This is a genomic window from Mycobacterium sp. TH-M106, from assembly GCF_057473765.1.
Window position 1 is genome coordinate 1 of sequence record NZ_JBYCLE010000629.1, and the last position, 4,229, is coordinate 4,229.

The 4,229-nt window shown below is 66.3% G+C and carries 7 protein-coding genes and 1 pseudogene; all 8 read right to left on the reverse strand.

The genetic code is table 11. The annotated features are described in order from the left end of the window. Positions 1-452 (reverse strand): GTP-binding protein (locus AC2VOP_RS21105; protein WP_486962778.1); only part of this gene is annotated, 452 nt, incomplete at its 3' end. A gap of 85 nt (positions 453-537) precedes the next feature. Then, complete coding sequence (gene rpsG / locus AC2VOP_RS21110; protein ID WP_486962779.1) at positions 538-1,008, reverse strand: 30S ribosomal protein S7; 471 nt, start codon at positions 1,006-1,008, stop codon at positions 538-540. Continuing rightward, the gene (gene rpsL / locus AC2VOP_RS21115; protein ID WP_003403453.1) at positions 1,008-1,382 is read right to left on the reverse strand and encodes a 30S ribosomal protein S12; all 375 of its coding nucleotides are present in this window, start codon (positions 1,380-1,382) and stop codon (positions 1,008-1,010) included. The genes rpsG and rpsL overlap by 1 nt, the downstream gene beginning before the upstream one ends. 338 nt (positions 1,383-1,720) lie before the next feature. Then, on the reverse strand, positions 1,721-2,155 hold the full coding sequence (locus tag AC2VOP_RS21120) for a PIN domain-containing protein (protein WP_486962780.1): 435 nt from the start codon (positions 2,153-2,155) through the stop codon (positions 1,721-1,723). Then, the gene (locus AC2VOP_RS21125; protein WP_486962781.1) at positions 2,152-2,418 is read right to left on the reverse strand and encodes a ribbon-helix-helix domain-containing protein; all 267 of its coding nucleotides are present in this window, start codon (positions 2,416-2,418) and stop codon (positions 2,152-2,154) included. The genes AC2VOP_RS21120 and AC2VOP_RS21125 overlap by 4 nt, the downstream gene beginning before the upstream one ends. Before the next feature lie 59 nt (positions 2,419-2,477). After that, positions 2,478-3,242: a crotonase/enoyl-CoA hydratase family protein gene (locus AC2VOP_RS21130; protein WP_486962782.1), complete on the reverse strand. Its 765-nt coding sequence runs from the start codon at positions 3,240-3,242 to the stop codon at positions 2,478-2,480. Further along, complete coding sequence (locus AC2VOP_RS21135) at positions 3,239-3,952, reverse strand: PaaX family transcriptional regulator C-terminal domain-containing protein (protein WP_486962783.1); 714 nt, start codon at positions 3,950-3,952, stop codon at positions 3,239-3,241. Before AC2VOP_RS21135 ends, AC2VOP_RS21130 begins: the two co-directional genes overlap by 4 nt. Before the next feature lie 35 nt (positions 3,953-3,987). After that, positions 3,988-4,229 (reverse strand): annotated as a pseudogene (locus AC2VOP_RS21140) (crotonase/enoyl-CoA hydratase family protein); the annotation flags it as partial.

Genomic DNA, 4,229 nt, shown 5'->3' on the forward strand with positions numbered 1-4,229 from the left:
CGCACCGTGAAGTAGAAGTCCGCGCCGATCTTGTCCATCTTGTTGACGAAACAGATCCGGGGTACGTCGTATTTGTCGGCTTGCCGCCAGACCTGCTCGGACTGCGGTTCGACACCCTCCTTGCCGTCGAACACCGCAACGGCACCGTCGAGCACCCGCAGGCTGCGCTCCACCTCGACGGTGAAGTCGACGTGGCCGGGGGTGTCGATGATGTTGATCTGATTGCCGTTCCAGAAGCACGTCACCGCCGCAGAAGTGATGGTGATGCCGCGTTCCTGCTCCAGCTCCATCCAGTCGGTCGTGGAGGCGCCGTCGTGCGTCTCCCCCATCTTGTAGTTGACGCCGGTGTAGTAGAGGATCCGCTCGGTAGTCGTCGTCTTACCGGCATCGATGTGCGCCATGATGCCGATGTTGCGGACCTTACTCAGGTCGGTTAGCACGTCCTGTGCCACAGAAGTCTTCCCACTCTTTTCGGTTGCTGCTTGCTCTTGTCGTTACACCCGGTCCGGCCGTGCTGTCCGCCGGCCGGGACTCTCATTACCAGCGGTAATGCGCGAAAGCCCGGTTCGCCTCGGCCATCTTGTGCGTGTCCTCACGGCGCTTGACCGAGGCCCCCAATCCGTTGCTGGCATCGAGGATCTCGTTGGCCAGCCGTTCGACCATGGTCTTCTCCCGGCGTTGCCGCGAAAAGCTGACCAGCCAGCGAAGTGCCAGTGTGGTCGACCGGTCCGCCCGCACTTCGACCGGCACCTGGTAGGTGGCGCCACCGACGCGGCGGCTGCGCACCTCCAGCGCAGGCTTGACGTTGTCCAGCGCACGTTTGAGGGTGACCACCGGGTCGGTGCCGGTCTTCTCCCGGGCCTGCTCGAGTGCGCCGTAGACGATATGCTCCGCCAGCGATTTTTTTCCGCGCAGCAAAACCTTGTTGACCAGCTGGGTGACCAGCTGCGAGCCGTATACCGGGTCGGAAACCAATGGACGCTTGGGTGCGGGCCCCTTGCGCGGCATCAGCCCTTCTCCTTCTTGGCGCCGTAGCGGCTGCGGGCCTGCTTGCGGTTCTTGACCCCCTGCGTGTCCAGCGAGCCGCGGATGATCTTGTACCGCACGCCGGGCAGGTCCTTCACCCGGCCGCCACGCACCAGCACCATGGAGTGCTCCTGCAGGTTGTGACCCTCGCCGGGGATGTAGGCGGTGACTTCCACCTGGCTGGTCAGCTTGACACGCGCGACCTTGCGAAGCGCCGAGTTCGGCTTCTTCGGGGTAGTGGTGTACACACGGGTGCACACGCCACGGCGCTGCGGGCTGCCCTTGAGGGCCGCGGTCTTGACCTTGCTGATCTTGTCGCGGCGTCCCTTGCGGACCAGCTGCTGAATGGTTGGCATCTACCGGCTTTCTGTGTTTGTGGCATTTGTCCTGCAGTTATGCCCCGCCACCTCACCCCGCGGCCGGGTGTGTCGCATGGACCTGCCGCGGATCGCTCCGCTGCGTCATGGACATGCGAATTCGCCCGGCGCGCGCTTTATGTCACCAGAGATGCCACGAAACGCGCCTGCGGTGGCCAGGCACGAGTTACCACAATACCCGGCTGTGCTCGGGCCGGTCAAAGCGGGCGTATCCGTCGCGCCGGTCGGTCGCCGCGTCGAGTGTGCATCTTACTGCGAAAAAATTGCGGGATCTTCGCAGTAGCTTCACGTTGGGCGTCAGGCCCCGACGTCCAGGTCTAAAGATCGTCGGGCAGAAGCCGGAAGGCTTGGTGACCCGTCAATGGCCGGATAGCGCGGAAGTCGCGCCGATCCAGCGTTAGCAGCACGTCGGTGCGGTATTCGGCGGCCAACACGACCGCGGCGGCGTCGGCCAGATCCAGGTTCAGGTCGGCGTACTGGCGCCGGACTGCCAGCGTGGCGCTTAACAGCCGCGGGGTGGTCGCGGCAATGGCGATTCGAGTCGTTTCGGCCCGGGCAACCACGGTGCGCACTATGGCGTCAGCGGTATGCCGATCCGCGCGGATACTCGCCACCTGGTGGACCTCGACGAGGCTCAGCGGGCTGACGACCAACAGACCACAACTATCGGCCGCGGTGGCTGTCTGCAGATGTTCGGGATCGGCGCGGTTGAACAGAGCCAGCAGACCGGAGGTATCGGCGACGGCGATCACCGACGAGCCTCGGTACGCTCCCCTTTCGCTTGGGCGGCCTGCCCGATGGCTTGGTCGATGTCCTCGATGGTCATCGGGCCGCCGAGGTCGACAGTTTCGTCGTCACCGACCAGCGGTTCGTCCCATAACCGTGCACCCAGGGCGGCCAGCTTGACACCCTCACGCAGAATCTCCGCTTCGGGGACGCCACGACGCGCGGCCGCCTCCTTGATGAGGGCGAGGTCTTCTGGGTCGGCGTAGACGTTGGTCCGCTTCATGGACATGTACCAACCCTAGCATATGTACTGGTAATCACGGGAGCGGACAACGGGCTGGTGTTGGCTCAGGCCTTCGCGCCGTGCCGGCCTGCGCCGGCGGCGAAGCGTCCCGCACCATGCGCTGCTTCGTCTGCGACCCGGGCGATGCTGGCGAATTCGTATGTCATCGCCTCGGATTCGCTTACGCCCCACTGGTGCAACGCCGATAGCCGATCCGAGCGCAGGCACTGCTGTGGCAGCGCGGCGAGTTCGGCGGCCAGTTGCTCTGCCGCCTGCCGGGCCTGACCCTTGGGCACCACCCGATTGGCCAGCCCGATCGCATGCGCCTCGGCGGCGTCGACGGCGCGGCCGGTCAAGATCATGTCCATCGCGCGGCTCTGCCCGATCAGCCGGGGCAGCCGCACGGTGCCGCCGTCGATCAGCGGAACCCCCCAGCGGCGGCAGAACACCCCGAACACCGCGTCGGCCTCGGCCACCCGCATGTCACACCAGAGCGCCAACTCCAAGCCGCCGGCGACCGCGTAGCCGCTCACCGCGGCGATCACCGGTTTGGACAACACCATCCGAGTCGGCCCCATCGGCCCCGGACCGGTGCGGTGCACCGGATTGGCGTCCGGTGTGCCGATGGCTTTGAGATCCGCTCCCGCGCAGAAGGTTCCGTTGTCGCCCCACAGCACCGCCACCGCTGCGTCATCGTCATGGTCGAACGCGTCGAATGCGGCGTGCAGCGCGGCAGCGGTCGCACCGTTGACCGCGTTGCGCGCCTCTGGCCGGTTCAAAATCACCGTCGTCACCGCACCGTTGTGTTCCACCCGCACCGGGTCACTCATCGCGCCTCCACTGGTTGCTCGAGGTTGCGCCGCCGGCCGAGTTCGGCGGCGAAGTCGGTGTAGGCCGCCCGCAGTGCCTCGCCGGGCCAGCCGGGTGGCAGCAGTTCATCCGGCAGCACCGGGTCGGTGAGCAAATGGCGCACCATCGCCGCTGCAACCATGAAGCGGCCGGGAACGTCGTTGGCGGCGGCCATCGCGTCGACCAGTTCGTTTCCGGTTTTGGCCCAGCCGGGCAGGTCCCACAGTTGGCCCGCCAGGCCTGCGGGGTCGTCGTCGCGCGCGGTGAACACCCGCGACCGGCCCACGACGTCGGCATTCAAGACGATGTCGAGGTTGTCGGGCCGCATCCACACTCCTTCCCGTAATTCGGCTAATCGATTGCTTGACAAGGTGGTTCGTAGTGCTGCTCGGGAGCGGGCGTCGTTGCCGACGCTGGTGACCGCCACCATTATCCAGTCGCCGAGCCAGCGCCGCACCCGCGGGCGCAACGCCTCGTCCTGGCGGCGCTGACGCGTCAGCAGCCGATCCGACAACCGGTAACCCTCGGCGGACCGGATCAGGTCGCCGGCAGCCACCATCCGAGTCAGCGCCACCCGCAGCGTCGACTCCTTGATGCCGAAAACAGCTGTCAGCCTGAGTAATTCCGCTGAACTGGCCGATGCGGGATGGGCGCCGAGCAGCACGGACAACACCACCGACCGCGCGGTCATCCGCGTCGGCGTTGTCGGCATCGAGCAGACTCCTTCTAGACCTGCGACGCCCGCCGGCCGTAATCGCCGAACGGCTCGTCGCGGTGTCGCACCGCCTCGCGAAAGCCGTGTGCCACCGAATCGGCGACGAACGCATGCCCCTCCGGGGTGTGCCGGGCGACGCCGTCGAACACGGTGGACACCATCGCGCTGGTGGCCACCCCCTGGGCCAGCAGCGCCGAGTTCAACGCCAGCTTGACCATGATCAACTGGTTGACCGGCATCGCCGCGATCCGGG

Excerpts from the sequence above, each read along its gene's own strand:
- rpsL (WP_003403453.1), bottom strand. The coding sequence starts at position 1,382 with ATGCCAACCATTCAGCAGCTGGTCCGCAAGGGACGCCGCGACAAGATC.
- rpsG (WP_486962779.1), bottom strand. The coding sequence starts at position 1,008 with ATGCCGCGCAAGGGGCCCGCACCCAAGCGTCCATTGGTTTCCGACCCG.
- AC2VOP_RS21130 (WP_486962782.1), bottom strand. The coding sequence starts at position 3,242 with ATGAGTGACCCGGTGCGGGTGGAACACAACGGTGCGGTGACGACGGTG.
- AC2VOP_RS21125 (WP_486962781.1), bottom strand. The coding sequence starts at position 2,418 with ATGTCCATGAAGCGGACCAACGTCTACGCCGACCCAGAAGACCTCGCC.
- AC2VOP_RS21135 (WP_486962783.1), bottom strand. The coding sequence starts at position 3,952 with ATGACCGCGCGGTCGGTGGTGTTGTCCGTGCTGCTCGGCGCCCATCCC.